The following is a 26,290-nucleotide window of genomic DNA, read 5'->3' as shown; positions in this document are numbered from 1 at the left end:
GCTATTTCTCCTGACTGACAGCCGCGCAAATCAAATTGATGCCGCGGGCCTGAATCTGATCGCGTGCCTCCAGCGGCAAGCGATCATCGGTAATAAGGGTATGGACGCTGCTCCATGGCAGTTCCAGGTTGGGGATTTTGCGGCCGATCTTGTCGGCCTCCACCATCACGACGACTTCACGGGCGACCTCGGCCATGACCCGGCTCAGCCCCAGCAATTCGTTGAAGGTGGTGGTACCGCGGACCAGATCGATGCCATCGGCACCGATAAACAATTGATCAAAGTCGTAAGAGCGTAGTACCTGCTCGGCGACCTGCCCTTGAAAGGACTCGGAATGCGGGTCCCAGGTGCCACCGGTCATCAACAGCACCGGTTCGTGCTCAAGCTCGGTCAAGGCATTGGCCACGTGCAACGAGTTGGTCATCACCACCAGTCCCGGTTGCTGACCGAGTTCCGGGATCATCGCGGCCGTGGTACTGCCGCTGTCGATGATGATCCGCGCATGCTCGCGAATCCGCGTGACGGCGGCGCGGGCAATGGCTTGTTTGTATTTGGAGACGGGTTGGCCGATGTCAGCCACCAGTTCCTGAGGCATGGTGATCGCTCCGCCGTAACGACGCAGCAGCAGGCCATTACTCTCAAGCGCCGCCAGATCCTTGCGAATCGTAACTTCCGACGTTTCGAAGCGCTTTGCCAGCTCATCCACACTGACTTCGCCCTGCTCGTTGAGCAAGGTGAGGATATTGTGTCGGCGTTGGGGTGTATTGCGCTTCGACATAGGCTAGTAAGTTTCGATTCGAAAGATAACGGAAGCAATCAAAACCCATCGGCGAAACTTCGTCAAGCATGTTGCGATAAAAAGGCCTGTGTATAACCAAAAAAAATCGCAGCCTGCGGTGAGGGCTTTGGGGCCTGACACAGACTGCGATTTTTTGGTTTTAAAGGGCTGTGGATAACTCAGCTCTTCTTGACCTTCTCCGGCCGCTTCCAGCCGTCGATATTTTTCTGCCGCGCCCTGCCTACCGCCAACTGTGCGTTATCCACATTCTGCGTAATTGTCGAGCCGGCCGCCGTGGTCGCTCCGGAAGAGATATCCACAGGTGCTACCAACGAGTTGTTGGAACCGATGAAGACATCTTCACCCAGAACGGTTTTCCACTTGTTGGCGCCGTCGTAGTTGCAGGTAATGGTGCCCGCGCCAATGTTGGTGCGCGCACCGACCTCGGCGTCCCCAAGGTAAGACAGATGACCGGCCTTCGCGCCTTCGCCCAGGTGAGCGTTCTTCAGTTCAACAAAGTTACCCACATGCGCGCGCGCTTCAAGCACGGTGCCCGGACGCAGGCGTGCGAACGGGCCGGCATCGCTGCCTTCGCCCAGAATCGCACCTTCGATATGACTGTTGGCCTTGATCACCACGCCTTTGCGCAAGGTGCTGTCCTTGATCACGCAGTTCGGACCGATCACCACGTCATCTTCGATGACGACTTTGCCTTCGAGGATCACGTTGATGTCGATCAGCACATCGCGGCCGACGGTGACTTCGCCGCGCACATCGAAACGGGCCGGGTCGCGCAGGGTCACGCCTTGGGCCATCAAACGGCGACCGGCGCGCAATTGATAGTGACGCTCGAGTTCGGAAAGTTGCTTGCGGTCGTTGGCGCCCTGCACTTCCATGGCGTCGTGCGGCTGCTCGGTGGCGACCACCAAACCATCGCTGACCGCCATGGCAATCACGTCGGTCAGGTAGTACTCGCCTTGGGCATTGTTGTTGGAGAGACGGCTCATCCAGCCACCCAGTTGGGCGAAAGGCAGGGCGAGAATCCCGGTGTTGCCTTCAGTGATCGCACGCTCGGCTTCGTTGGCATCTTTTTGCTCAACGATTGCCGTGACCTTGCCAGCGGCACCGCGGACGATGCGGCCATAGCCGGTCGGGTCGTCCAGCTCGACGGTCAACAGGCCCAGTTGCTGCGGTGCAACTTTCTTGAGCAGGCGTTGCAGGGTTTCGACTTCAATCAGCGGCACGTCACCGTAGAGAATAAGTACGGTATCGGACTCAATGAACGGCACTGCCTGAGCCACCGCATGACCGGTACCCAATTGTTTGTCCTGAAGGACGAAATTCAGGTCGTCCGCCGCCAGGCGCTCACGGACGGCTTCGGCGCCATGGCCGATCACCACATGGATGCGCTGTGGATCAAGTTGGCGGGCGCTGTGGATAACATGGCCAAGCATAGAGTTGCCGGCAATCGGGTGCAGAACTTTCGGCAATGCCGAACGCATGCGGGTGCCTTGGCCGGCAGCGAGGATAACGATTTCTAGTGACATGACTGGCTACCAATCCTGGGTGGTCAGCGGTTGCGACCAGGTTATGAACGTCGGAAAAGAAAAAAGGGTAGCCGAGGCTACCCTTTTTAATCAATCGCGCAACAAGTGATGGCCTATTAGCGGCCAAACTTCTTGCGGATCTGCTGGACGGTGCGCAGCTGTGCTGCAGCCTCGGCCAGACGTGCGGAAGCAGAACCGTAGTCGAATTCCGCGCCCCGCTCATGCAGGGCTTTCTCGGCAGCCTTGACGGCTTCCTGAGCGGAGGCTTCATCCAGGTCGGCAGCACGTTGCACGGTGTCGGCAAGAACCTTGACCATGTTCGGCTGAACCTCGAGGAAACCACCGGAGATGTAATACACCTCCTCTTCCCCGCCCTGCTTGATCAGGCGGATCGGACCCGGCTTGAGATTAGTGATCAGCGGCGCGTGACCCAGGGCGATACCAAGATCACCCAGTGCACCGTGCGCAATCACCATCTCGACCAGGCCGGAAAAGATTTCTCCTTCCGCGCTGACGATATCGCAATGGACTGTCATAGCCATCTGATTGCCTCAACCTAAATTAGCGCCCGTTACCGGGCGCCGGGATTACAGTTTCTTGGCTTTCTCGATCGCTTCTTCGATGCCGCCGACCATGTAGAACGCTTGTTCTGGCAGGTGGTCGTAGTCACCGTTGAGGATGCCTTTGAAGCCAGCAATGGTGTCTTTCAGGGAAACGTATTTGCCCGAAGAACCGGTGAAGACTTCAGCCACGAAGAACGGCTGCGACAAGAAACGCTGGATCTTACGAGCACGGTTTACCAACTGCTTGTCTTCTTCCGACAGCTCGTCCATACCCAGGATCGCAATGATGTCCTTCAGTTCTTTGTAACGCTGCAGAACATACTGTACACCGCGAGCAGTGTCGTAGTGGTCCTGGCCGATTACGTTCGGGTCCAGCTGGCGCGAAGTCGAGTCGAGTGGATCGATTGCCGGGTAGATACCCAGGGAAGCGATGTCACGGGACAGAACGACGGTGGCGTCCAAGTGGGCGAAGGTGGTCGCTGGCGACGGGTCAGTCAAGTCATCCGCAGGTACGTATACCGCTTGGATCGAGGTGATCGAACCGTTTTTGGTCGAAGTGATACGCTCTTGCAGAGTACCCATCTCTTCGGCCAGGGTCGGCTGGTAACCTACTGCGGAAGGCATACGGCCCAGCAGTGCGGATACTTCAGTACCGGCCAGGGTGTAACGATAGATGTTGTCGACGAACAGCAGAACGTCGTTACCTTCGTCACGGAACTTCTCGGCCATGGTCAGGCCGGTCAGTGCTACGCGCAGACGGTTACCCGGCGGCTCGTTCATCTGACCGTAAACCAGTGCCACTTTGTCCAGAACGTTGGAATCCTTCATCTCGTGGTAGAAGTCGTTACCCTCACGAGTACGCTCACCCACACCGGCGAACACGGAATAACCGCTGTGCTCGATGGCGATGTTACGGATCAGTTCCATCATGTTTACGGTTTTGCCTACACCGGCACCACCGAACAGACCGACTTTACCACCCTTGGTGAACGGGCAAACCAGGTCAATAGCCTTGATGCCAGTTTCCAGCAGGTCGTTGCCGCCCGCTTGTTCAGCGAAGGTTGGCGCAGGACGGTGAATGCCCCAGCGCTCTTCGGTGTCGATCGGGCCAGCTTCGTCGATCGGGTTGCCCAGAACGTCCATGATCCGGCCCAGGGTCGCTTTACCGACTGGTACGGAAATGGCTGCGCCAGAGTCATTGACTTCCAGACCGCGCTTCAAGCCCTCGGTGGAACCCATCGCAATGGTACGAACCACGCCGTCGCCCAGCTGCTGCTGAACTTCCAGGGTAGTTTCGGCCGCGCTCACTACTTTCAGCGCGTTGTAGATGCTCGGTACGCTGTCGCGTGGGAATTCCACGTCGATAACGGCGCCGATGATTTGAACGATACGTCCGCTACTCATAGCTGGATCCTCTGAATATTTGAACCGTTAAACCGCGGCAGCGCCGCCGACGATTTCCGAGATCTCTTGGGTGATCGCAGCCTGACGCGCCTTGTTGTAGATCAGCTGCAAATCGCTGATCAAATCACCGGCGTTGTCGGTAGCGTTCTTCATCGCGATCATCCGCGCAGCTTGTTCAGCCGCGTTGTTCTCGACCACCGACTGGTAGACCTGCGACTCCACGTAACGAACCATCAAGCCGTCAAGCAGCTCTTTGGCGTCCGGTTCGTAGAGATAGTCCCAGTGGTGCTTGAGTTCTTGATCCGGGGTTGCCACCAGTGGAATCAACTGCTCCACGGTAGGCTGTTGCGTCATGGTGTTGATGAACTTGTTGGACACCACGGACAGGCGGTCAATTCGGCCGTCCAGGTAGGCATCCAGCATCACCTTGACGCTGCCAATCAGATCATTGATCGAAGGCTCTTCACCCAGGTGGCTGATAGCTGCTACGACGTTGCCGCCGAAGTTGCGGAAGAAAGCCGCACCCTTGCTACCCACTACACACAGATCAATCTCGACGCCGTTTTCGCGGTTTACCGCCATGTCCTTGACCAGGGCCTTGAACAGGTTGGTGTTCAAACCACCACACAAACCACGGTCAGAGCTCACCACAACGTAACCGACGCGCTTTACTTCACGCTCGATCATGAACGGGTGGCGATATTCCGGGTTGGCGTTGGCCAAATGACCAATAACCTGGCGGATGCGCTCCGCGTAAGGACGGCTAGCAGCCATGCGCATTTGTGCCCTGCGCATTTTACTGACCGCCACTTTTTCCATGGCGCTGGTAATCTTTTGCGTGCTTTTGATGCTCGCAATCTTACTGCGAATCTCTTTTGCGCCTGCCATGTAACACCTATCAGGTTAGCAAGCGGGAGCCTTGCGGCTCCCGCTGCGGCTTACCAGGTTTGGGTCGCCTTGAACTTCTCGATACCGGCTTTCATGCCCGCATCGATTTCGTCGTTGAAGTCGCCCTTCACGTTGATCTTCGCCATCAAATCGGCGTGATCGCGGTTGAAGAAGGAAATCAGCGCTTGTTCAAAGCTACCAATTTTGGCGATTGCGACGTCAGTCAGGAACCCACGCTCAGCGGCATACAGCGACAGCGCCATGTCAGCAATCGACATTGGTGCGTATTGCTTCTGCTTCATCAGCTCGGTAACGCGCTGACCATGGTCAAGTTGCTTACGGGTCGCTTCGTCCAGGTCAGAAGCGAACTGGGCGAATGCCGCCAATTCACGGTACTGAGCCAGAGCGGTACGGATACCACCGGAGAGCTTCTTGATGATCTTGGTCTGAGCGGCACCACCCACACGGGATACCGAAACACCGGCGTTCACTGCAGGACGAATCCCGGAGTTGAAAATCGCCGATTCCAGGAAGATCTGACCGTCGGTGATGGAAATCACGTTGGTCGGAACGAACGCGGAAACGTCGCCAGCCTGGGTTTCGATGATCGGCAGTGCGGTCAGGGAACCGGTTTTGCCGGTCACTGCGCCGTTGGTGAACTTCTCTACGTACTCTTCCGAAACGCGGGATGCGCGCTCCAGCAGACGGGAGTGGAGATAGAACACGTCGCCTGGGTAAGCTTCACGGCCTGGTGGACGGCGCAGCAGCAGGGAAATCTGGCGATAAGCCACAGCTTGCTTGGACAGATCGTCATAAACGATCAGCGCGTCTTCACCGCGGTCGCGGAAGAATTCACCCATGGTGCAACCGGCATAAGGTGCCAGGTATTGCAGTGCTGCAGATTCCGAAGCGCTCGCTGCCACGATGATCGTGTTAGCCAGTGCGCCGTTTTCTTCCAGCTTGCGAACAATGTTAGCGATGGTCGATTGCTTCTGACCGATGGCTACATAGACGCAGAAAATGCCGCTGTCTTTCTGATTGATGATCGCGTCGATCGCCAGAGCGGTTTTACCGATCTGACGGTCACCGATGATCAGCTCACGCTGGCCACGGCCGACAGGGATCATGGCATCGACAGCCTTGTAGCCAGTCTGTACAGGCTGGTCTACCGACTTACGCCAGATCACGCCTGGAGCAACTTTCTCGACCGCATCGGTCAAGGTGTTGTTCAGTGGACCTTTGCCATCAATCGGGTTACCCAGTGCGTCGACTACGCGACCCAGCAGTTCCTTGCCAACCGGAACTTCGAGGATGCGGCCAGTGCACTTGGCGCTCATGCCTTCAGCCAGAGACTGGTAGGAGCCCAATACAACAGCGCCTACAGAGTCTTGCTCAAGGTTGAGGGCCATACCGAAGACGCCGCCCGGAAACTCGATCATCTCGCCGTACATTACGTCGGCCAGACCGTGAATCCGCACGATACCGTCAGATACGCTGACGACAGTGCCTTCGTTACGGGCTTGGGAGGTCACATCGAGCTTGTCGATGCGGCCCTTGATAATTTCACTTATTTCGGAAGGATTGAGTTGCTGCATTGCTCTGCTGCCCCTTCAAACTCAAGATTTCAATGCTTCGGCAAGGCTCGCGAGTTTGCCGCGAACCGAGCCATCGATAACCAGGTCGCCGGCGCGGATGACAATGCCCCCAATAAGGGATTTGTCTTCCTCGACTTGCAGGCGCACTTCCCGGTTGAGTCGTGCACTGAGAACCTTGGCGAGTTTGTCTTGCTGTTCTTGGTTCAATGCAAAAGCACTGGTCACTTCAACGTCTACCGACTTCTCTTGTTCGGCCTTGTACAGGTCGAACAGAGCGGATATCTCCGGCAACAGCGGGAGACGGTCGTTTTCGGCAACGACGTTGATGAAGTTCTGTGCCTTGGCATCAAACTTGTCGCCGCACACGTCAATAAACGTGGCGGCCTTGTCTGCGCTCGTCAGTCGCGGGGCCTTGAGCACGCGCTGCATGGTGTCGTCTTGCGACACTGCTGCAGCCAGGCCGAGCATGGCTGACCAAGAGGCCAGTTGCTGGTGGGCCTGGGCGTGCTCGAAGGCTGCCTTAGCGTAAGGTCGGGCCAACGTGGTCAATTCTGCCATGATCGCCCTCGCTTAAATTTCAGCAGCCAGTTTGTTTACCAGCTCCGCGTGCGCGTTTTGATCGATTGTGGAACCCAGGATCTTCTCGGCGCCAGAGACTGCCAGGCTACCCAGTTGGGCACGCAGCGCGTCTTTGACACTGTTCAGTTCCTGCTCGATCTCGGCCTGAGCCTGAACCTTCACACGGTCAGCGTCGATACGGGCTTTTTCAACAGCCTCTTCAACGATCTGGTTACCGCGTTTCTTGGCTTGCTCAATGATTTCGGCTGCCTGAGCTTTTGCTTCGCGCAGTTGTTGACCCGCTTTATCTTGGGCCAATTCCAGGTCGCGAGCTGCTCGGGCGGCAGCGTCCAGTCCATCCGCAATCTTCTTCTGACGTTCGTGCAAAGCCGCGATGACCGGAGGCCACACGAACTTCATGCAAAACAGTACAAAAATGAAGAACGCAACGGACTGGCCAATCAGGGTTGCATTAATGTTCACGCCAACACCTCGCTCGTTCGTTACACATCACACCAACTACTCGAAGGTTCGAGTAATTAGCCAGCGAGTTGACCAACGAATGGGTTCGCGAAGGTGAAGAACAGAGCGATACCAACACCGATCATGGTTACGGCGTCGAGCAGACCGGCAACGATGAACATTTTAACTTGCAGCATTGGAACCATTTCTGGCTGACGCGCTGCGCCTTCCAGGAACTTGCCGCCCAACAGGCCGAAACCAATTGCGGTACCCAGTGCGCCCAGGCCGATCAACAGTGCAACAGCGATAGCGGTTAGACCAACTACAGTTTCCATCTTTCCTCCCGACTTTTACGTCGTATGGTTTAGGTTTTTTAGATTTTAAAGCGGTAAAACAAATCGTTTCAAAGCCCTGTTCGGGCACCCACTCGTTTGACCGAGTGGGACATCAGACTAGTCGAGACTGGTCTTAATGGTTCTCTTCGTGCGCCATCGAAAGGTAAACGATGGTCAGCATCATGAAGATAAACGCCTGCAGGGTGATGATCAGGATGTGGAACACAGCCCACGCCCACTGCAGAACTACGCCCAGGCCGCTAAGCCAGAGCAGACCGCTGCCGAACATCACAGCAATCAGAATGAAGACCAGTTCGCCGGCGTACATGTTGCCGAACAGACGCAGTGCCAGCGAGATTGGCTTGGCGACCAGCGTCACGAACTCCAGCAGGAAGTTCACCGGGATCAGCAGGGCTTGAACGAAGATGTTCTTGCTGCCGAACGGGTGCAGGGTCAGTTCGCCGACAAAGCCGCCGATGCCCTTTACCTTGATGCTGTAGAAAATGATCAGTGCGAACACCGACAAAGCCATGCCCAGGGTCGCGTTCGGGTCAGTGGTCGACACTGCACGGAACGGAATGTGGTGGTCGCCGGTAATCAGGATGGCCAGCTGAGGAATCCAGTCGACCGGGATCAGGTCGACGGCGTTCATCAGGAACACCCAGACGAAGATGGTCAGTGCCAGCGGTGCAATCACCGGGCTACGGCCATGGAAGCTGTCTTTCACGCTGCCATCGACGAATTCGACCAATACTTCAACGAAGTTCTGCAAAGCACCAGGCTGACCGGAAGTCGCTTTCTTTGCCGCCATGCGGAAAAGAAGAACGAAGATCAGACCCAACGCGACCGACCAGCCGAGGGTATCGACGTGGAAAGCCCAGAAGCCCATTTCCTTGGCTTCTGCTGCGGTGTGGGCAAAACCCCACCCGCCAGTTGGGAGCTGACCGAAAGTCAGGTTCTGCAAGTGGTGCTGGATATAGCCCGAAGCGGTTGTTTCTGCCATGGTTGCCTCAAACGCCCTAAGGTCTCGAAAGTCTTGTTCTCATCAGCAGGGGCGCGAACCAGCTGACCAGTTGGGTCAACACGAAGACGCCGAATACAGCTAGCGGCGCCAATGGCTTCACACCTGCAAACGTCAATGCAAAGAGCACTGCCGTCAAAATCAGTTTGCCCGCCTCGCCGGCATAAAATGACCGGACGATGGCTTGAGCTGCTCGGGCGCCGGAAAACCGAAATGCCCTGTGAGCGAAATAAACATTGGGAAGCAAGGCTATCAGGCCTCCGCAAAGTCCTGAGTACCCGGCAACGACTCCATGCCATTGCCAAAGCGCCAAAGCAGCAATCAGCAAAACGACAAATTGAGCCATTAACACCGGAAAAACTGCCAGGCGATGGAACGGCAAGCGGTTTGGCGTGCGGCTTTCCATCACGTTTACTCTCCAATGGTCGGCTGCCAGAAATCAATAACTTGGCATAATTTGTGCCGACAAAATGCGCGCAGAGTATAGGGGCGGTTCAGCCCCTATTCAACTGTCAGGTAGTGATTTCCGACTGCACGCTACATGAGGAAATGTTTCAACGAATGTGTGCAAGCACACCTTGCAGTTCGTCGAGGGAGTTGTAACCAATGACCAACTGCCCTTTCCCCTTCTTACCGTGGCGAATCTGCACCGCAGAGCCTAGGCGCTCGGCCAGGCGCTGTTCAAGTCGGGCTATATCAGGGTCCGGTTTCACCGGTTCGGCAGGCTCCTGTTTGCCACTCAACCACTGGCGAACCAGTGCCTCAGTTTGGCGCACCGTCAGCCCCCGTGCGACAACATGTCGCGCCCCTTCTACCTGTTGATTCTCCGGCAAACCGAGCAAAGCACGCGCATGACCCATTTCCAGGTCACCGTGCGACAGCATGGTTTTGATAACTTCCGGCAACGCGATCAAGCGTAGCAGGTTGGCCACAGTCACGCGGGATTTGCCCACCGCTTCCGCAACCTGTTGCTGAGTCAGCTGAAATTCCTGCTGCAAACGCTGCAACGCAACGGCTTCTTCGATCGGATTGAGGTCTTCGCGCTGGATGTTCTCGATCAGCGCCATGGCGATGGCCGTTTCATCCGGTACATCGCGAACCATCGCCGGGATGGTTTCCTGGCCAGCCTGCTGGCTGGCACGCCAACGGCGCTCACCGGCAATGATTTCGAAGCGACCGCTGCCGATCGGACGAACCACGATCGGCTGCATCACACCCTGGGCCTTGATCGACTGCGCCAACTCTTCCAGCGCCTGAGGATCCATGTCCCGGCGGGGTTGGTACTTGCCGCGCTGGATCAGGTCCAGGGGCAGGTGCTGCAGCTCACGCTGGTCAGCTTGCACCGCTTGTTCTTCCAGCGAGCTGACAGTCGGACCACTCAGCAGTGCATCCAGTCCTCGTCCGAGACCTCGTTTCTTGACGGCCATGGGATTCCTTAAGTTGCCTGAGCGGCGGCGGTGCGTGAATTTTTGCGCTGACGGCGAACCATTTCGCCTGCCAAGGCCAGGTAGGCAATGGCGCCCCGGGATGTCTTGTCGTACGCCAACGCCGGCATGCCATAACTTGGCGCTTCGGCCAGGCGAATATTGCGCGGAATCACGGTGTCGTAGAGCTGCTCGCCGAAGTGTTCCTTGAGCTGGGCAGACACATCGTTCATCAGGCTCAGGCGCGGGTCGTACATGGTCCGCAACAGGCCTTCGACTTTCAGATTCGGGTTCAGCAATTCGGCGATGCGCTTGATGTTATCCACAAGGTCGCTCAGACCTTCGAGCGCGAAGTACTCGCACTGCATGGGGATAATCACCCCATCGGCGGCCACCAGTGCGTTCAGCGTGAGCATCGACAACGACGGTGGGCAGTCGATCAAAATGTAATCGTAGTTTTCACGGATCGGCGCCAATGCACTGCGCAGGCGGCTTTCCTTCATCTGCATTTCCAGCAGAACCACTTCGGCCGCGGTCAGGTCGCGGTTGGCCGGCAACAGCTGGTAACCACCGTGCTCGGAGTAGTGCATGGCCTGGGCCAGGTCGCATTCGCCGATCAGCAGGTCGTAGACCGAGTTTTCCAGACCGTGTTTATCCACACCGCTACCCATGGTGGCGTTGCCCTGTGGATCGAGATCGATCAGCAGCACCCGACGCTTGGTAGCGACCAGGGAAGCTGCGAGGTTGATGCAGGTGGTGGTTTTACCCACACCACCCTTTTGGTTCGCAATCGCGAATACCTTAGCCATTCTTGCTTGTGTTCCCAATCATGCCGTGCGGCGCAGTATCAGCAGATGGCGTTGGCCTTGGCAACCAGGTACGGCCAGGGCGTGTTCGCTATCGAGGTGGAAGTCTGCCGGCAATGCTACCAGCTCATCGGCCGGATGAACGCCCTTCATTGCCAGCCAGCGAGTATCGGCATCGCCGAGGTGGCGAGTCCAGTTACTGAAGTTCTCCATGCTGCTGAACGCCCGGGAAACAATCCCGTTGAATGGCTGTGCAGGGTGGAAAGTTTCAACGCGGCTGTGGATAACTTGCAGGTTATCCAGTTTGAGTTCGAGTTTGACCTGGGTCAGGAAGCGGGTTTTCTTGCCGTTGCTGTCCAGGCAAGTCACTTGGGACTCGGGAAACAGGATGGCCAACGGAATGCCCGGCATGCCGCCACCGCTGCCAACGTCCAGCCAGCGACCGTTTTCGATGAACGACATCACGCTCAAACTATCGAGCAGGTGGCGAGAGACCATTTCGTCCGGATCGCGCACGGCGGTCAGGTTGTAGGCCTTGTTCCATTTGATCAACAGGGCCAGATAACCCAGCAGCTGCGCGTGCTGGGTTTCTGTCAGGGTGACACCGAGCTGGCGAGCACCTGTGGATAACTCTTCGGCGTGTTGCGAGGTGACCAACGAACTCAAGCGCTTTGCTCCAACTGACGGCCCGCGCCGCGTTTTTTCAAATGAATCATCAACAGCGAAATGGCTGCCGGGGTGACGCCCGGGATACGTGACGCCTGGCCCAGAGTTTCAGGCCGGGTCGCGCCGAGCTTGCTCTGGATCTCTTTGGAGAGTCCGGAAATATTCGTGTAATCGATATCCACAGGCAGTTTGGTGTCTTCGCTGGCCCGCAGGCGTGCGATTTCATCCTGTTGACGGTCGATGTAACCGGCGTACTTGGTCTTGATTTCGACCTGTTCGGCGACTTGTGGATCTTCTGCGCCCCCACCAGTCACGGCAATCAGACCAGCGTAGTCGATTTCCGGACGGCTCAGCAGGTTGAGCAAATTGTATTCGTGGGTCAGCGGCGTACCGAACTTCTCGGAAATCGCATCGCCCTGCTCGGTGCCCGGGCGAACCCAGGTACTTTTCAGGCGTTGCTCTTCCAGCTCGATGCTTTCGCGCTTCTTGCAGAACGCCGCCCAACGCGCGTCATCGACCAGACCCAGTTCGCGACCTTTTTCGGTCAAACGCAGGTCGGCGTTGTCTTCGCGCAGGATCAGACGGTACTCGGCACGGGACGTGAACATCCGGTACGGCTCTTGGGTTCCGAGCGTAATCAGGTCGTCGACCAATACGCCGATGTACGCTTCGTCGCGACGCGGACACCAGGCGTCTTTGCCCTGGGCGCGCAGCGCAGCGTTGGCGCCGGCCAGCAAACCCTGGGCGCCGGCTTCTTCGTAACCGGTGGTGCCGTTGATTTGCCCGGCGAAAAACAGCCCGCCAATGACTTTGGTTTCCAGGCTGTACTTCAGATCACGCGGATCGAAATAGTCGTATTCGATGGCGTAGCCCGGCCGCACGATGTGGGCGTTTTCCATGCCTCGGATCGATTGCACGATCTGCAATTGCACATCGAACGGCAGGGATGTGGATATCCCGTTCGGGTACAGCTCGTTGGTGGTCAAGCCTTCCGGTTCGATAAAGACCTGATGGCTTTCCTTGTCGGCAAAGCGGTGGATCTTGTCTTCGATCGACGGGCAGTAACGCGGGCCGATGCCTTCGATTTCGCCGGCAGCGGAATACATCGGCGAACGGTCGAGGTTCGCTGCAATGATTTCGTGGGTACGGGCGTTGGTGTGGGTAATCCAGCAGCTGACCTGTTTCGGATGCTGCTCTTTGGACCCCATGAACGACATTACCGGGATCGGCGTATCGCCCGCTTGCTCGGTCATCACCGAGAAATCCACAGACCGGCCGTCGATACGCGGCGGAGTACCGGTTTTCAAACGACCCACACGCAGTGGCAATTCACGCAGACGGTGAGCCAGAGCGATTGATGGCGGATCACCGGCGCGACCGCCGGAGAAATTCTGCAAACCGATGTGGATAAGTCCACCGAGGAATGTGCCAGTGGTCAACACCACGGAATCAGCGAGGAAACGCAGACCCATTTGGGTAACAACACCACGCACTTGTTCCTGCTCGACGATCAGGTCGTCAGCGGCTTGTTGAAATATCCACAGGTTCGGCTGGTTTTCCAATGCTTCGCGGACAGCGGCCTTGTACAGAACCCGGTCTGCCTGAGCGCGAGTTGCACGCACGGCCGGGCCTTTGCGGCTGTTCAACACGCGAAATTGAATACCACCTTTGTCGGTAGCCATGGCCATCGCGCCGCCAAGGGCGTCGATTTCTTTAACCAGATGGCTTTTACCGATCCCACCAATGGCGGGGTTGCAACTCATTGCTCCGAGGGTTTCCACGTTATGCGTCAGCAACAGGGTTTTCGCACCCATGCGTGCTGAGGCCAGTGCTGCCTCGGTACCGGCATGACCGCCGCCGATGACGATCACTTCAAAACGGGAAGGGAAATCCACCACGCACCTCGTGCCTGCTTCAGTTAGGTAATCAGGAATAGTTTGAGCTCAGGTTTCTGGACCTGGTCGACAAGTATAGGGACTTCGCCCTTCCTAAAGAACCCTTTGCACAAAATTTAACCAGCTGTGGAGAAGTCGGGGTTATAGAAATTAAAAAGAGAGAAATTTATTAAATCTTTGTTTTTATGTTTATTTCTACTGAGGCTCATTTCTGTGGATAGATTGCTACAGGCCTTTATTTTCGACGTGTACATAGATTCAAAACCCTGTGGTCATGTGGCAAAGAGACCCTTGGATAACCGGTTTAAGCCTGTGGATTAAAGAGGTGGTTATCCACAGAGGCGGTTATCTTCAGTTTTCAGGCCCTGTTATCAACTGCCCTTAGTGGCAGTTATTCACAGGGCTTAATCCACAAAAAAGCGCTCATCGGGTTAATTCCGGGCGAAGGAAAACCGCTCAACCAGAAATTATCTGCTCGGCACTGAGGGAAGATTTTAAAAAAAGAGGGGACAGACAGGCGCGAATGGCCTGTCTGTGGACAACGGAGGGGTTATTTACCGATGCAGAAGCTGGAAAAGATTCGTCCCAACAGGTCATCGGAGCTGAATGCACCGGTGATTTCACCCAGCGAGTGCTGCGCCTGCCGCAAATCCTCGGCCAACAGCTCGCCGGCACCGGCCAGGGTCAACTGCGCCCGGCCATGCTCAAGGGATGCACTGGCATGACGCAGGGCCTCAAGGTGACGCCTGCGTGCGCTGAAGCTGCTTTCCGACGTCTGTTCGTAACCCATGCAGGCCTTGAGGTGGTCGCGCAGTAACTCCAGGCCATCGCCTGCAGACTTGGCACTCAGGCTGATGGTGACATGACCATCTTCACTGACTTCCAGGGCAATGGCTTCGCCCGTCAGATCAGCCTTGTTACGAATCAACGTGACCTTCGCTGGATCCGGGCGGATTTCGAGGAATTCCGGCCACAACGCGAAGGGGTCCAGCGCTTCAGGCGCCGTTGCATCGACGACCAGCAACACGCGATCCGCCTCGCCGATGGCTTTGAGTGCGCGTTCTACGCCGATTTTTTCCACGTGATCGTCGGTATCTCGCAGACCAGCGGTATCAACCACGTGCAGCGGCATGCCATCAATGTGAATATGTTCGCGAAGAATGTCGCGGGTTGTGCCGGCAATCTCGGTCACGATTGCGGCTTCCCGACCCGCCAAGGCATTCAACAGGCTGGATTTACCGGCGTTCGGCCGACCGGCAATCACCACGGTCATGCCGTCACGCAGCAAGGCGCCTTGCCCGGCTTCACGAAGCACGGCGGATAATTCATCGCGTACTTTGTCGAGCATGGCCAATACATGACCATCGGCAAGGAAGTCGATTTCTTCCTCCGGAAAGTCGATGGCTGCTTCGACATAGATGCGCAGGCCGATCAGTTGCTCGGTGAGGTTATGCACACGCTGGGAAAATGCGCCCTGCAAGGAACGCAGCGCATTTCGAGCCGCTTGTGCAGAACTCGCCTCGATCAAGTCGGCAATGGCTTCAGCCTGAGCCAGGTCGAGTTTGTCATTGAGGAAGGCGCGCTCGCTAAATTCACCGGGACGGGCGAGACGACAGCCAAGTTCCAGACAACGTTTGAGCAACATATCCAGAACAATCGGCCCGCCATGGCCCTGCAGTTCCAGCACGTCTTCGCCGGTGAAGGAGTTCGGTCCCGGGAAATACAGCGCAATGCCTTCGTCCAGCACCTCTTCGTTTGCACTGAGGAACGGGCCGTAATGGGCAAACCGCGGTTTCAATTCCCGACCGCTGATGGCTTTGGCCGCAAGGCTCGCCAACGGGCCGGAAATGCGGACGATGCCCACGCCACCGCGACCTTGAGCGGTGGCGACGGCTGCGATGGTTTCACGAGGAACGCTCATAAACCGGTATCCAGACAAAAGTGACAGATAGCAAAACGCCCCACTAGGGGGCGTTTTGAGTGGTTATCCACAGTGTAAATCAAGCGGCTGCTTTGGTAGCCCGTTCGATTTTACGAGTGATGTACCACTGTTGAGTGATGGACAAGCAGTTGTTCACTACCCAGTACAGCACCAGACCAGCCGGGAACCACAGGAAGAAGAAGGTGAAGATGATTGGCATCAGCTTCATCACCTTGGCCTGCATCGGATCCGGAGGAGTCGGGTTCAACTGCTGCTGGATGAACATGGTTGCACCCATGATGATCGGCAGAATGAAGAACGGATCCTTGATCGACAGGTCAGTAATCCACAGCATGAACGGCGCTTGGCGCATTTCAACGCTTTCCAGCAGAACCCAGTACAGCGAAAGGAAAACCGGCATCTGCACGAGGATTGGCAAGCAACCACCCAGCGGATTGATCTTCTCTTTCTTGTACAGCTCCATCATGGCTTGCGACATTTTCTGCCGGTCATCGCCATGTTGCTCTTTCAGCGCGGCCAGTTTCGGGGCCACTGCACGCATGCGTGCCATGGATTTGTAGCTGGCGGCCGACAGAGGGAAGAACAAACCCTTGATCAGCATTGTCAGGAAAATGATCGACCAGCCCCAGTTACCGACGATGGCGTGGATATGTTGCAGCAACCAGAAGATTGGCTGGGCAATGAACCACAGGATGCCGTAGTCGACGGTCAGTTCCAGACCTGGGGACAACTGTTTCAGCACAGCCTGGCTTTTCGGGCCGGCGTACAGAACAGCGCTGACTTCAGCTTTGGCACCTGGCGCGACAGTCAATGCCGGGGCGGTATAGCCGATGATGTAGTTGCCTTTGCTGTCTTTACGGGTCTGGACGACATTGTTTTCGCCCTTCGCCGGAATCCACGCGGTCACGAAGTAGTGTTGCAACCAGGCAACCCAACCACCGTTGACGGTTTCTTTCAGCTGAGCCTTGTCCATGTCCTTCATCGACACTTTCTTGTACGGCTCGTTACTTGTCCACAGGGCGGCGCCCAGGTAAGTCGCGGTGCCGGTGGCAGTGCTGGAAGAAGGATCGGAGCTAGCGTCACGCTTCAGCTGGGCGAACATCGCACCCGACCAAGGCTTGGCGCTTTCGTTGTCGATCAAGTAGGAAACGGTTACGTCATACAGGCCGCGTTTCAGGGTGAAACGCTTGATGTAGTTGACGCCGTCCTTGCTGAACTTCAGGTCTACGACCAATTGGTCCTGACCGTCAGCCAGTTGATAAACCTTCTTCTCCGAGGAATAAACCGGACGACCGGCAGGACTTGCGTCCGGACCATCAGTGCCGATCAAACCGCTTTGAGCCAGATAAGTCCGCTCGTTGCCGTTATCGAACAACTGGAACGGGATTTCCGGATGGTCCTGGCGACGTGGATACAGCGGCAGCGTCAGCTGGGCAACATCACCACCTTGTGGATCGATGGCCAGGTTGAGCACATCCGTTTTGATCTGGATGAGGTCTTTGCTTGCAGCTACTGGAGTTTCAGCAGGTGCAGTGGCACTGGTATCGCTTGCGGCGCGTGGAATGTCGTCACTGACAGAAGCATTATTGCCAGTAGCCGAATCCGGTAGGCCCGGTGCGGTAGTACTGGAAGCAACATTCTGAGTCGGCAGGGCAGCCTGGCCATAGTCCTGGTTCCATTTAAGAACCATAACGTAGGACACGATTGCCAGGGCGACGATCAGGATCGTGCGTTTGATATCCATGATTACTCGGCCATCGAAGAAGAACGGGAGGTAGGGATAGGTGGAACCGGGTCATAACCACCGGGATTCCACGGATGACAGCGACCTAAACGACGAAAGGCCAGCCAGCCACCGCGCAGAAGACCATGATTTTCTATGGCCTCTAACGCGTAGCAGGAACAACTGGGGTAGAAGCGACAGTGGTTGGCCATCAGGGGACTAATGGCATAGCGATAAAACTGGATCGGAACGAGTGCCAGTTTACGCATCGGGACTGTCTACCCCTACAGTTTCGGTTTTGACTGCTGGTACTGGCGTGCTGCGTGCCAGACGCTTCCAGAGCTTGCCGAAATGCTGAATCAATTCGGGGTTTTCTACGTCACCCAAACCTTTGCGCGCGACGATAACGATGTCCCAGCCCACCAGTGAATCCTGGTGCAGACGGAACGATTCGCGCATCAGACGTTTGAGGCGATTGCGCTCGACGGAGAGCTTTACGCTCTTTTTCCCGATAACCAACCCGAGACGGGGGTGATCAAGATCGTTGTTGCGCGCAAGGAGCAGGAGATTTTTCCCCGGAACCTTGCCGGTAGGGGAGTCAAAGACTGCCTTGAAATGCCGGGGAGTAAGCAGACGCTTTTCCCGACTGAAGTCCTGACTCACCTCCAGTGCCGGCTTATCAAACTGCCAGACGCGCACGACCTTTGGCGCGACGACGCGACAGAACGGCACGACCGTTCTTGGTAGCCATGCGAGCACGGAAACCGTGGGTACGAGCGCGTTTGATAGTGCTTGGTTGGAAAGTACGTTTCATTGTCGTGTTACCTGGTTCGTCCACAACGGGCCGGAATGGCCCCCGTTTTAAGAGACCGGGGATTCTAGAGAAAGCAAGCCTCTAGGTCAATTTCCAACCAGCGTTTCCTTATAAATAGATCTCCAGGGGTTTTGTTCGTGATTAACCCCTCGTTAGAAATAGAAATAAGAAAGGAATTATTTAAAGCTTTTCTGTAAAGCTTATAAAAGCTAGGCAGGCGATCATCTGTGGATAACTACCTTCAGGCCTTGTACTACGGGCTGTACAGAGAATGACAACTACCGTGGAAAACAGGGGGCAGCCTGTGCTGCGCTGTCGGATAACCTGTGTGTGAAAGGGCTTGTTATCCACAGGCTGGTTATCCACCGAGTTTCCCCCCTACTTGTGCAACGACCTTAGACCCGGTTATCCACAGAGCTTATGCACAGACCGCTGGTCGTCTTTTTTGCGTATAAAACATTGATTCTTCTTGTTCAGTGCTCCACCTACGTGTGGATAAGTCAGCGACTGGTCGCTACAATGGCCGCTTGTTTTTGCCTCACCGGCTTTCAACTTAGGGGATATCCGTGTCAGTGGAACTTTGGCAGCAGTGCGTGGAGCTTTTGCGCGAAGAGCTGCCTGCCCAACAATTCAACACTTGGATCCGTCCACTACAGGTCGAAGCCGAAGGCGACGAGTTGCGTGTCTACGCACCGAACCGCTTTGTTCTCGACTGGGTCAACGAAAAGTACCTGGGCCGCGTTCTCGAACTGCTGGATGAGCATGGCAACGGCATGGCGCCGGTGCTGTCCTTATTAATAGGCAGCAAACGCAGTTCGGCACCGCGAGCTGCGCCGAATGCACCGTTGGCTGCTGCTGCTTCTCAGGCGCAGGCTGCTCAACCACCTGTCAGTGCACCGGCGCCAGCGCCGACTGCCAGCGCACCGACCAAGCGTGCGACGCAAAAAGTGGTCGAGATCAATGAAGAGCCGTCTCGCGACAGCTTCGACCCGATGGCCGGCGCCAGCTCGCAGCAAGCTCCGGTTCGCTCCGAGCAACGCACGGTGCAGGTCGAAGGCGCGCTCAAGCACACCAGTTACCTGAACCGCACCTTCACTTTCGAAAACTTCGTCGAAGGTAAGTCGAACCAACTGGCCCGGGCCGCGGCCTGGCAGGTGGCGGACAATCCCAAGCACGGTTACAACCCGCTCTTCCTTTATGGTGGCGTCGGCTTGGGTAAAACCCACTTGATGCACGCTGTGGGTAACCACCTATTAAAGAAGAACCCGAATGCCAAGGTCGTTTACCTGCATTCGGAGCGTTTCGTGGCCGACATGGTCAAGGCGCTGCAACTGAATGCCATCAACGAGTTCAAGCGCTTCTACCGTTCGGTGGATGCGTTGCTCATCGATGACATTCAATTCTTTGCCCGCAAGGAACGTTCGCAGGAAGAGTTTTTCCACACCTTCAACGCCCTGCTTGAAGGTGGCCAGCAGGTCATTCTCACCAGTGACCGCTACCCGAAGGAAATCGAAGGCCTTGAAGAGCGTTTGAAATCCCGCTTCGGCTGGGGCCTGACGGTTGCCGTCGAGCCGCCGGAGCTTGAAACCCGCGTGGCGATCTTGATGAAAAAGGCCGACCAGGCCAAAGTCGATCTGCCACATGACGCGGCGTTCTTCATTGCCCAGCGTATTCGCTCCAACGTCCGTGAGCTGGAAGGCGCGCTGAAACGCGTGATCGCCCACTCGCACTTCATGGGCCGTGACATCACCATCGAGCTGATTCGCGAATCCCTGAAAGACTTGTTGGCGCTGCAAGACAAACTGGTCTCTGTGGATAACATTCAGCGCACCGTCGCCGAGTACTACAAGATCAAGATCTCCGACCTGCTGTCCAAACGTCGTTCACGTTCGGTTGCACGTCCGCGTCAGGTTGCAATGGCATTGTCCAAAGAGTTGACTAACCACAGCCTGCCGGAAATCGGCGATGTGTTTGGCGGCCGCGACCACACGACTGTTTTGCACGCCTGTCGCAAGATCAACGAGCTTAAGGAATCCGACGCGGACATCCGCGAGGACTACAAGAACCTGCTGCGTACACTGACCACTTGATGAACACCAGCGCAGCTTATTAAGGCAAGGGACTAGACCATGCATTTCACCATTCAACGCGAAGCCCTGTTGAAACCCCTGCAACTGGTCGCAGGCGTCGTTGAGCGCCGACAGACCTTGCCGGTGCTCTCCAACGTGCTGCTGGTTGTCGAAGGCCAGCAATTGTCGCTGACCGGTACCGACCTGGAAGTCGAGCTGGTCGGTCGTGTGCAACTTGAAGAGCCGGCAGACCCAGGTTCCATCACTGTGCCTGCGCGCAAGCTGATGGACATCTGCAAGAGCCTGCCGAACGATGCGCTGATCGACATCAAGGTCGACGAGCAGAAGCTGGTGGTGAAGGCTGGTCGTAGCCGCTTCACCCTGTCGACCCTGCCGGCCAACGATTTCCCCACAGTGGAAGAAGGCCCGGGCTCGCTGACCTGTAGTCTGGAACAAAGCAAACTTCGTCGTCTGATCGAGCGCACCAGCTTCGCCATGGCTCAGCAGGACGTTCGTTATTACCTGAACGGCATGCTGCTGGAAGTTTCCGAAGGCATCATCCGCGCCGTGGCCACCGACGGTCACCGTCTGGCCATGTGCTCGATGAAGGCCGATATCGGTCAGCCGGATCGCCATCAGGTCATTGTTCCGCGCAAGGGCATCCTTGAGCTGGCGCGCCTGCTGACCGAGCCGGACGGCATCGTCAGCATCGTCCTGGGCCAGCACCACATCCGCGCGACCACCGGCGAGTTCACGTTCACCTCGAAACTGGTCGACGGTAAATTCCCGGATTACGAGCGTGTTCTGCCTAAAGGTGGCGACAAGCTGGTACTCGGCGACCGTCAGGCGTTGCGTGAAGCCTTCAGCCGTACCGCGATTCTGTCCAACGAGAAGTACCGTGGTATTCGACTGCAACTGGCTAACGGTCAGCTGAAAATCCAGGCGAACAACCCGGAGCAGGAAGAAGCGGAAGAAGAAGTGGGCGTTGAATACAACGGCGGCAATCTGGAAATCGGCTTCAACGTCAGCTACCTGCTCGACGTACTGGGCGTGATGACCACCGAGCAAGTTCGCCTGATCCTGTCCGATTCCAACAGCAGTGCGCTGGTGCAGGAATCCGACAACGACGACTCGGCTTACGTTGTCATGCCGATGCGTCTGTAATGTTCAGCAGAAGCTAGATGTCGCTAAGTCGCGTCTCGGTCACCGCGGTGCGCAATTTGCACCCGGTGACCTTCTCCCCCTCCCCCCGAATAAACATTCTTTACGGCGCCAACGGCAGCGGCAAAACCAGTGTTCTGGAAGCCATTCATCTGCTGGGGCTTGCCCGTTCGTTCCGTAGCAGCCGTCTGTTGCCGGTCATCCAGTACGAGCAATTGGCGTGCACGGTGTTTGGCCAGGTTGAATTGGCCGAGGGTGGCCACAGCGCGCTAGGCATCTCGCGCGATCGGCAGGGTGAATTTCAGATCCGCATCGACGGTCAGAACGCCCGCAGCGCGGCGCAACTGGCGGAGATCCTGCCGCTACAGCTGATCAACCCTGACAGTTTTCGTTTGCTGGAAGGCGCGCCGAAGATTCGTCGACAGTTTCTCGACTGGGGCGTTTTCCATGTGGAACCGCGATTCATGTCCACCTGGCAGCGCTTGCAGAAGGCTCTGCGCCAGAGAAACTCTTGGCTGCGACATGGTACACTTGACGCCGTTTCGCAAGCGGTTTGGGACAGGGAACTGTGCCAGGCCAGCGCTGAAATCGATGAATACCGCCGCGCCTACATCAAAGCCTTGAAACCAGTCTTTGAACAGACCTTGAGCGAATTGGTCGAGCTTGAAGGCTTGACCCTCAGCTATTACCGAGGCTGGGATAAAGATCGCGAACTGAGTGCCGTACTCGCTGGGTCCCTTCAACGGGACCAGCAAATGGGTCACACCCAGGCCGGACCACAACGCGCTGATTTGCGTCTCAGACTGGGCGCACATAACGCCGCGGACATCTTGTCTCGGGGTCAGCAGAAGTTGGTGGTCTGTGCATTGAGGATTGCCCAAGGGCACTTGGTTAGCCAGGCCCGACGCGGACAGTGTATTTATCTGGTGGATGACCTGCCGTCTGAACTGGACGAGCACCACCGACGCGCGCTTTGCCGCTTGCTGGAAGACTTACGCTGCCAGGTCTTTATCACCTGTGTAGATCACGAATTATTGAGGGAAGGCTGGCAGACGGAAACGCCAGTCGCTTTGTTCCACGTGGAACAGGGCCGTATCACCCAGACCCACGACCATCGGGAGTGAAGGCATTGAGCGAAGAAAATACGTACGACTCAACGAGCATTAAAGTGCTGAAAGGCCTGGATGCCGTACGCAAACGTCCCGGTATGTACATTGGTGACACTGACGATGGCAGCGGTCTGCACCACATGGTGTTCGAAGTGGTCGATAACTCGATCGACGAAGCTCTCGCCGGCCACTGCGATGACATCAGCATCATCATTCACCCGGATGAGTCCATCACCGTTCGCGACAACGGCCGTGGCATCCCGGTAGACGTGCACAAAGAAGAAGGCGTTTCTGCAGCCGAGGTCATCATGACCGTGCTGCACGCCGGCGGTAAGTTCGACGACAACTCCTACAAAGTATCCGGCGGTCTGCACGGTGTAGGTGTGTCGGTGGTGAACGCACTGTCCAAAGAACTGATCCTGACTGTTCGCCGCAGCGGCAAGATCTGGGAACAGACTTACGTCCACGGTGTTCCGCAAGAGCCGATGAAAATCGTAGGCGAGAGCGAAACCACGGGCACGCAGATTCACTTCAAGCCTTCAGAAGATACCTTCAAGAATATCCACTTCAGCTGGGACATCCTGGCCAAGCGGATTCGTGAACTGTCCTTCCTCAACTCCGGTGTCGGCATCGTCCTCAAGGATGAGCGCAGCGGCAAGGAAGAGCTGTTCAAGTACGAAGGCGGCCTGCGTGCGTTCGTTGAATACCTGAATACCAACAAGACTGCGGTCAACCAGGTGTTCCACTTCAACATCCAGCGTGAAGACGGCATCGGCGTGGAAATCGCCCTGCAGTGGAACGACAGCTTCAACGAGAACCTGTTGTGCTTCACCAACAACATTCCTCAGCGCGATGGCGGTACTCACCTGGTGGGTTTCCGTTCCGCACTGACGCGTAACCTGAACACCTACATCGAAGCTGAAGGCCTGGCGAAGAAGCACAAAGTCGCCACCACCGGTGACGATGCCCGTGAAGGCCTGACCGCGATCATTTCGGTAAAAGTGCCGGATCCGAAGTTCAGCTCCCAGACCAAAGACAAGCTGGTTTCTTCCGAAGTGAAGACCGCGGTCGAACAGGAAATGGGCAAGTACTTCTCCGACTTCCTGCTGGAAAACCCGAACGAAGCCAAACTGGTCGTCGGCAAGATGATCGACGCGGCACGTGCTCGTGAAGCGGCGCGTAAAGCCCGTGAGATGACCCGTCGCAAAGGCGCGCTGGATATCGCCGGCTTGCCGGGCAAACTGGCTGACTGCCAGGAAAAAGATCCTGCCCTGTCCGAACTGTACCTCGTGGAAGGTGACTCTGCTGGCGGCTCCGCCAAGCAGGGACGCAACCGCCGCACCCAGGCCATCCTGCCGCTGAAGGGCAAGATCCTGAACGTCGAGAAGGCGCGTTTCGACAAGATGATCTCTTCGCAGGAAGTTGGCACCTTGATCACCGCGCTGGGCTGTGGCATCGGTCGCGATGAGTACAACATCGACAAGCTGCGTTATCACAACATCATCATCATGACCGATGCTGACGTCGACGGTTCGCACATCCGTACCCTGCTGCTGACCTTCTTCTTCCGTCAGTTGCCAGAGCTGATCGAGCGTGGCTACATCTACATCGCTCAGCCGCCGCTGTACAAGGTCAAGAAAGGCAAGCAAGAGCAATACATCAAAGACGACGACGCCATGGAAGAGTACATGACGCAGTCGGCCCTGGAAGACGCGAGCCTGCACCTGAACGAAGAAGCCCCAGGCATCTCCGGTGAAGCGCTTGAGCGCCTGGTGAATGACTTCCGTCTGGTGATGAAGACCCTCAAGCGTCTGTCGCGCCTGTACCCACAGGAGCTGACCGAGCACTTCATCTACCTGCCAGCGGTGAGCATGGATCAACTGTCCGATCATGCAGCGATGCAGGATTGGCTGGCTCAGTACGAAGTTCGCCTGCGCACCGTCGAGAAGTCTGGCCTGGTCTACAAAGCCAGCCTGCGTGAAGACCGTGAACGTAACGTCTGGCTGCCAGAGGTCGAACTGATCTCCCACGGCCTGTCGAACTACGTCACCTTCAACCGCGACTTCTTCGGCAGCAACGATTACCGCACGGTTGTTTCGCTGGGCGCTCAACTGAGCACCCTGCTCGACGACGGTGCGTACATCCAGCGTGGCGAGCGCAAGAAGCCGGTCACCGAGTTCAAGGAAGCCCTTGAATGGCTGATGGCTGAAAGCACCAAGCGTCACACCATCCAGCGATACAAAGGTCTGGGCGAGATGAACCCGGATCAGCTGTGGGAAACCACCATGGACCCCGCACAGCGCCGGATGCTTAAAGTGACCATCGAAGACGCCATTGGCGCAGACCAGATCTTCAACACCCTGATGGGTGATGCGGTCGAACCTCGCCGTGACTTCATCGAAAGCAACGCACTGGCGGTTTCCAACCTGGACTTCTGATCCAGCGAACCCTCCAAACCAAAAAGGCCAACGCTCAGCGTTGGCCTTTTTTATTGTCTGTATTTCGCATGTGATCAGACCGGATTTCGGTCGTCATTCCCCGTAGTACAAAGTGTCGAAAACTGCAAATTTTGGGCATAAAAAAACCGGCTATATCAGCCGGTTTTTTTACGCCCGAAAAAAACTTATGCACCATTTCCTTCGTTTTATGTGTTTAAGAAATATGTATATAAATCATTAACTTATAAAACGTTATCGCTGTTTTTCGAGAAAACGGTACACAGGTTATCCACAGAATCTCAGACAGCCACTTGATCTGTCGAAGTCGGTGCCGTCGGGGCTGCTGGCAGCGACCCCATTTCCCGTTGCATCTGCTCGTTCCAGGCTTGTACCCGGTCGTTCAGATCGGCGATGGCGCGAGGCCCGCTGCCCACGGCGTACATCGGTTCGCCGATGATTACGGTGATGACCCCCTGCTTCTTTGCCCAACCGGTTTTAGGCCAGAACTTGCCCGCATTGTGCGCAATCGGCAGTACAGGAAGCTCGGCGTTGACGGCCAATGCGGTGCCACCGCGTGAGAACTTGCCGATGGTGCCAAAAGGAACGCGCGTCCCCTCAGGGAAGATCAGCACCCAGACACCATCCTTCAGCAGCTCATCGCCCTTCTTCGCCACATGCTTGAGCGCGGCCTTCGGGTTGTCGCGGTCGATGGCAATCGGTCGCAGCATGGCCATGGCCCAGCCGAAGAACGGCACGTACAACAATGAACGCTTGAGCACCTGGCTCAACGGTTCGAAGTAAGCAGAGAGAAAGAACGTCTCCCAGGTGCTCTGGTGATTCGATTGAATCACGCAGGGCTGGTCAGGCACGTTCTCGGCGCCCTTCACTTCATAGCTAATGCCCAGGAATACTTTGCTCAGCCACAAGGCGCAGCGGCACCAGTACACATTAATGAAGCGATAACGCGCCTTGAACGGCAAAAAAGGCGCGATGAAAAAGCTCAGGCTGCACCAAAGCAAAGAGCTGGTGCCCAGCAACAGATAAAAGAGGAACGTTCTGATGGCCAGCAGTATCGACATGGTGACGTTTACC

Annotated in this window: 25 protein-coding genes; 4 read left to right on the top strand and 21 right to left on the bottom strand. The window is 56.4% G+C overall.

Annotation, left to right across the window (positions count from 1 at the left end; genetic code table 11):
- Position 1 precedes the first annotated feature (1 nt).
- The 20 genes from ACWKV5_RS12950 to rpmH form a co-directional block, all read right to left on the bottom strand.
- A complete protein-coding gene (locus ACWKV5_RS12950; RefSeq protein ID WP_483841552.1) occupies positions 2–778 on the bottom strand; it encodes a DeoR/GlpR family DNA-binding transcription regulator in 777 nt (258 codons plus the stop codon).
- Positions 779–957: 179 nt separating this feature from the next.
- Positions 958–2,325 carry a bifunctional UDP-N-acetylglucosamine diphosphorylase/glucosamine-1-phosphate N-acetyltransferase GlmU gene (glmU, locus tag ACWKV5_RS12945; RefSeq protein ID WP_483841551.1) on the bottom strand — a complete coding sequence of 456 codons (1,368 nt, stop codon included), beginning with the start codon at positions 2,323–2,325 and terminating at the stop codon, positions 958–960.
- Between the two features lie 116 nt (positions 2,326–2,441).
- Positions 2,442–2,867 (bottom strand): F0F1 ATP synthase subunit epsilon, encoded by a 426-nt coding sequence (locus ACWKV5_RS12940; RefSeq protein WP_483841550.1) that lies wholly within the window; start codon positions 2,865–2,867, stop codon positions 2,442–2,444.
- Positions 2,868–2,912: 45 nt separating this feature from the next.
- Positions 2,913–4,292 (bottom strand): F0F1 ATP synthase subunit beta, encoded by a 1,380-nt coding sequence (gene atpD, locus ACWKV5_RS12935; RefSeq protein WP_483841549.1) that lies wholly within the window; start codon positions 4,290–4,292, stop codon positions 2,913–2,915.
- Positions 4,293–4,319: 27 nt separating this feature from the next.
- Positions 4,320–5,180: a F0F1 ATP synthase subunit gamma gene (gene atpG / locus ACWKV5_RS12930; RefSeq protein WP_483841548.1), complete on the bottom strand. Its 861-nt coding sequence runs from the start codon at positions 5,178–5,180 to the stop codon at positions 4,320–4,322.
- A gap of 50 nt (positions 5,181–5,230) precedes the next feature.
- Positions 5,231–6,775, bottom strand: coding sequence for a F0F1 ATP synthase subunit alpha (atpA, locus tag ACWKV5_RS12925; protein ID WP_046030894.1), 1,545 nt, complete (start codon positions 6,773–6,775; stop codon positions 5,231–5,233).
- Positions 6,776–6,796: 21 nt separating this feature from the next.
- The gene (locus ACWKV5_RS12920) at positions 6,797–7,333 is read right to left on the bottom strand and encodes a F0F1 ATP synthase subunit delta (RefSeq protein ID WP_008027533.1); all 537 of its coding nucleotides are present in this window, start codon (positions 7,331–7,333) and stop codon (positions 6,797–6,799) included.
- A gap of 12 nt (positions 7,334–7,345) precedes the next feature.
- Positions 7,346–7,816: a F0F1 ATP synthase subunit B gene (locus tag ACWKV5_RS12915; protein ID WP_007948090.1), complete on the bottom strand. Its 471-nt coding sequence runs from the start codon at positions 7,814–7,816 to the stop codon at positions 7,346–7,348.
- 56 nt (positions 7,817–7,872) lie between these two features.
- Positions 7,873–8,130 (bottom strand): F0F1 ATP synthase subunit C, encoded by a 258-nt coding sequence (gene atpE, locus ACWKV5_RS12910; protein WP_002555987.1) that lies wholly within the window; start codon positions 8,128–8,130, stop codon positions 7,873–7,875.
- A gap of 133 nt (positions 8,131–8,263) precedes the next feature.
- On the bottom strand, positions 8,264–9,133 hold the full coding sequence (gene atpB, locus ACWKV5_RS12905; RefSeq protein WP_483841547.1) for a F0F1 ATP synthase subunit A: 870 nt from the start codon (positions 9,131–9,133) through the stop codon (positions 8,264–8,266).
- A 16-nt stretch (positions 9,134–9,149) separates the two neighbouring features.
- Positions 9,150–9,557, bottom strand: coding sequence for a F0F1 ATP synthase subunit I (locus ACWKV5_RS12900; RefSeq protein ID WP_010465473.1), 408 nt, complete (start codon positions 9,555–9,557; stop codon positions 9,150–9,152).
- Positions 9,558–9,705: 148 nt separating this feature from the next.
- The gene (locus ACWKV5_RS12895; protein WP_008027541.1) at positions 9,706–10,578 is read right to left on the bottom strand and encodes a ParB/RepB/Spo0J family partition protein; all 873 of its coding nucleotides are present in this window, start codon (positions 10,576–10,578) and stop codon (positions 9,706–9,708) included.
- A gap of 8 nt (positions 10,579–10,586) precedes the next feature.
- A complete protein-coding gene (locus tag ACWKV5_RS12890) occupies positions 10,587–11,384 on the bottom strand; it encodes a ParA family protein (protein WP_027926208.1) in 798 nt (265 codons plus the stop codon).
- An 18-nt stretch (positions 11,385–11,402) separates the two neighbouring features.
- Entirely contained in the window at positions 11,403–12,047 is a 645-nt protein-coding gene (rsmG, locus tag ACWKV5_RS12885) for a 16S rRNA (guanine(527)-N(7))-methyltransferase RsmG (protein WP_483841546.1), read from the bottom strand.
- Positions 12,044–13,942: a tRNA uridine-5-carboxymethylaminomethyl(34) synthesis enzyme MnmG gene (gene mnmG / locus ACWKV5_RS12880; RefSeq protein ID WP_483841545.1), complete on the bottom strand. Its 1,899-nt coding sequence runs from the start codon at positions 13,940–13,942 to the stop codon at positions 12,044–12,046. The genes rsmG and mnmG overlap by 4 nt, the downstream gene beginning before the upstream one ends.
- A 550-nt stretch (positions 13,943–14,492) precedes the next feature.
- Complete coding sequence (gene mnmE, locus ACWKV5_RS12875; protein WP_483841544.1) at positions 14,493–15,863, bottom strand: tRNA uridine-5-carboxymethylaminomethyl(34) synthesis GTPase MnmE; 1,371 nt, start codon at positions 15,861–15,863, stop codon at positions 14,493–14,495.
- 79 nt (positions 15,864–15,942) lie between these two features.
- The gene (gene yidC, locus ACWKV5_RS12870; RefSeq protein ID WP_483841543.1) at positions 15,943–17,628 is read right to left on the bottom strand and encodes a membrane protein insertase YidC; all 1,686 of its coding nucleotides are present in this window, start codon (positions 17,626–17,628) and stop codon (positions 15,943–15,945) included.
- Positions 17,629–17,630: 2 nt separating this feature from the next.
- Entirely contained in the window at positions 17,631–17,876 is a 246-nt protein-coding gene (gene yidD / locus ACWKV5_RS12865; RefSeq protein ID WP_077430980.1) for a membrane protein insertion efficiency factor YidD, read from the bottom strand.
- A complete protein-coding gene (gene rnpA, locus ACWKV5_RS12860; protein ID WP_027926203.1) occupies positions 17,869–18,270 on the bottom strand; it encodes a ribonuclease P protein component in 402 nt (133 codons plus the stop codon). Before rnpA ends, yidD begins: the two co-directional genes overlap by 8 nt.
- Before the next feature lie 16 nt (positions 18,271–18,286).
- Complete coding sequence (rpmH, locus tag ACWKV5_RS12855) at positions 18,287–18,421, bottom strand: 50S ribosomal protein L34 (protein WP_003213577.1); 135 nt, start codon at positions 18,419–18,421, stop codon at positions 18,287–18,289.
- A gap of 566 nt (positions 18,422–18,987) precedes the next feature.
- Here rpmH and dnaA point away from each other — a divergent pair.
- From dnaA to gyrB, 4 genes are read left to right on the top strand one after another with little or no spacing between them, the layout of a single operon-like run.
- On the top strand, positions 18,988–20,511 hold the full coding sequence (dnaA, locus tag ACWKV5_RS12850) for a chromosomal replication initiator protein DnaA (RefSeq protein WP_483841542.1): 1,524 nt from the start codon (positions 18,988–18,990) through the stop codon (positions 20,509–20,511).
- Positions 20,512–20,550: 39 nt separating this feature from the next.
- Positions 20,551–21,654 (top strand): DNA polymerase III subunit beta, encoded by a 1,104-nt coding sequence (dnaN, locus tag ACWKV5_RS12845; RefSeq protein WP_008155702.1) that lies wholly within the window; start codon positions 20,551–20,553, stop codon positions 21,652–21,654.
- 17 nt (positions 21,655–21,671) lie between these two features.
- Positions 21,672–22,775, top strand: a complete 1,104-nt coding sequence (recF, locus tag ACWKV5_RS12840) for a DNA replication/repair protein RecF (protein ID WP_008007898.1) — start codon at positions 21,672–21,674, stop codon at positions 22,773–22,775.
- Positions 22,776–22,780: 5 nt separating this feature from the next.
- Positions 22,781–25,198, top strand: a complete 2,418-nt coding sequence (gyrB, locus tag ACWKV5_RS12835) for a DNA topoisomerase (ATP-hydrolyzing) subunit B (RefSeq protein ID WP_483841541.1) — start codon at positions 22,781–22,783, stop codon at positions 25,196–25,198.
- A 299-nt stretch (positions 25,199–25,497) separates the two neighbouring features.
- Here the strand turns inward: gyrB and ACWKV5_RS12830 are convergent, their stop codons facing one another.
- Complete coding sequence (locus ACWKV5_RS12830) at positions 25,498–26,277, bottom strand: lysophospholipid acyltransferase family protein (RefSeq protein WP_483841540.1); 780 nt, start codon at positions 26,275–26,277, stop codon at positions 25,498–25,500.
- Positions 26,278–26,290 lie beyond the last annotated feature (13 nt).

Source organism: Pseudomonas oplopanacis (genome assembly GCF_057128725.1).
This window is presented reverse-complemented; position numbering and strand designations above follow the sequence as displayed.

Bases quoted from the DNA above. Each gene is read 5' to 3' on its own strand.
- ACWKV5_RS12950 (WP_483841552.1), bottom strand. From the start codon at position 778: ATGTCGAAGCGCAATACACCCCAACGCCGACACAATATCCTCACCTTG.
- glmU (WP_483841551.1), bottom strand. From the start codon at position 2,325: ATGTCACTAGAAATCGTTATCCTCGCTGCCGGCCAAGGCACCCGCATG.
- ACWKV5_RS12940 (WP_483841550.1), bottom strand. From the start codon at position 2,867: ATGGCTATGACAGTCCATTGCGATATCGTCAGCGCGGAAGGAGAAATC.
- atpD (WP_483841549.1), bottom strand. From the start codon at position 4,292: ATGAGTAGCGGACGTATCGTTCAAATCATCGGCGCCGTTATCGACGTG.
- atpG (WP_483841548.1), bottom strand. From the start codon at position 5,180: ATGGCAGGCGCAAAAGAGATTCGCAGTAAGATTGCGAGCATCAAAAGC.
- atpA (WP_046030894.1), bottom strand. From the start codon at position 6,775: ATGCAGCAACTCAATCCTTCCGAAATAAGTGAAATTATCAAGGGCCGC.
- ACWKV5_RS12920 (WP_008027533.1), bottom strand. From the start codon at position 7,333: ATGGCAGAATTGACCACGTTGGCCCGACCTTACGCTAAGGCAGCCTTC.
- atpE (WP_002555987.1), bottom strand. From the start codon at position 8,130: ATGGAAACTGTAGTTGGTCTAACCGCTATCGCTGTTGCACTGTTGATC.
- atpB (WP_483841547.1), bottom strand. From the start codon at position 9,133: ATGGCAGAAACAACCGCTTCGGGCTATATCCAGCACCACTTGCAGAAC.
- ACWKV5_RS12900 (WP_010465473.1), bottom strand. From the start codon at position 9,557: ATGGAAAGCCGCACGCCAAACCGCTTGCCGTTCCATCGCCTGGCAGTT.
- ACWKV5_RS12895 (WP_008027541.1), bottom strand. From the start codon at position 10,578: ATGGCCGTCAAGAAACGAGGTCTCGGACGAGGACTGGATGCACTGCTG.
- ACWKV5_RS12890 (WP_027926208.1), bottom strand. From the start codon at position 11,384: ATGGCTAAGGTATTCGCGATTGCGAACCAAAAGGGTGGTGTGGGTAAA.
- mnmE (WP_483841544.1), bottom strand. From the start codon at position 15,863: ATGAGCGTTCCTCGTGAAACCATCGCAGCCGTCGCCACCGCTCAAGGT.
- yidC (WP_483841543.1), bottom strand. From the start codon at position 17,628: ATGGATATCAAACGCACGATCCTGATCGTCGCCCTGGCAATCGTGTCC.
- yidD (WP_077430980.1), bottom strand. From the start codon at position 17,876: ATGCGTAAACTGGCACTCGTTCCGATCCAGTTTTATCGCTATGCCATT.
- rpmH (WP_003213577.1), bottom strand. From the start codon at position 18,421: ATGAAACGTACTTTCCAACCAAGCACTATCAAACGCGCTCGTACCCAC.
- dnaN (WP_008155702.1), top strand. From the start codon at position 20,551: ATGCATTTCACCATTCAACGCGAAGCCCTGTTGAAACCCCTGCAACTG.
- recF (WP_008007898.1), top strand. From the start codon at position 21,672: ATGTCGCTAAGTCGCGTCTCGGTCACCGCGGTGCGCAATTTGCACCCG.
- ACWKV5_RS12830 (WP_483841540.1), bottom strand. From the start codon at position 26,277: ATGTCGATACTGCTGGCCATCAGAACGTTCCTCTTTTATCTGTTGCTG.